Source organism: Bradyrhizobium sp. CCBAU 51745, assembly GCF_028128715.1.
Lineage (GTDB): Bacteria > Pseudomonadota > Alphaproteobacteria > Rhizobiales > Xanthobacteraceae > Bradyrhizobium > Bradyrhizobium manausense.
Genome location: NZ_LBJP01000029.1, coordinates 1 through 686, shown reverse-complemented (window position 1 = coordinate 686; position 686 = coordinate 1). Strand labels below are relative to the sequence as shown.

Below are 686 nucleotides of genomic sequence, written 5' to 3'. Positions count from 1 at the left end.
CTGCCAGGCAGAGAAGGACCTGGGAGTGATGGTGGACAGTCGGCTGAATATGAGCCAGCAGTGTGCTCAGGTGGCCAAGAAGGCCAACGGCATCCTGGCTTGTATCAGAAACACTGTGACCAGCAGGGCTAGGGAGGTGATCGTCCCCCTGTACTCGGCTCTGGTGAGGCCGCACCTCGAGTACTGTGTTCAGTTTTGGGCCCCTCGCTACAAGAAGGACATCGAGGTGCTTGAGCGGGTCCAAAGAAGGGCGACGAAGCTGGTGAGGGGCCTGGAGAGCAAGTCCTATGAGGAGCGGCTGAAGGAGCTGGGCTTGTTCAGCCTAGAGAAGAGGAGGCTCAGGGGTGACCTTATTGCTCTGTATAAGTACATTAAAGGAGGCTGTAGCCGTGGGGGTTGGCCTGTTCTCCCATGTGCCTGGTGACAGGACGAGGGGGAATGGGCTAAAGTTGCGCCAGGGGAGTTTTAGGTTAGATGTTAGGAAGAATTTCTTTACTGAAAGGGTTGTTAGACATTGGAACAGGCTGCCCAGGGAGGTGGTTGAGTCACCATCCCTGGAAGTCTTCAAAAGACGTTTAGATGTAGAACTTAGGGATATGGTTTAGTGGGGACTGTTAGTGTTAGGTCAGAGGTTGGACTCGATGATCTTGAGGTCTCTTCCAACCTAGAGATTCTGTGATTCTGTG

At 53.5% G+C, this 686-nt stretch carries 1 protein-coding gene; it reads left to right on the top strand.

The genetic code is table 11. The annotated features are described in order from the left end of the window. Positions 1–424: hypothetical protein (locus XH98_RS12930; RefSeq protein ID WP_271618809.1), on the top strand; the 424-nt coding region annotated here is incomplete at its 5' end. Between the last annotated feature and the right edge of the window lie 262 nt (positions 425–686).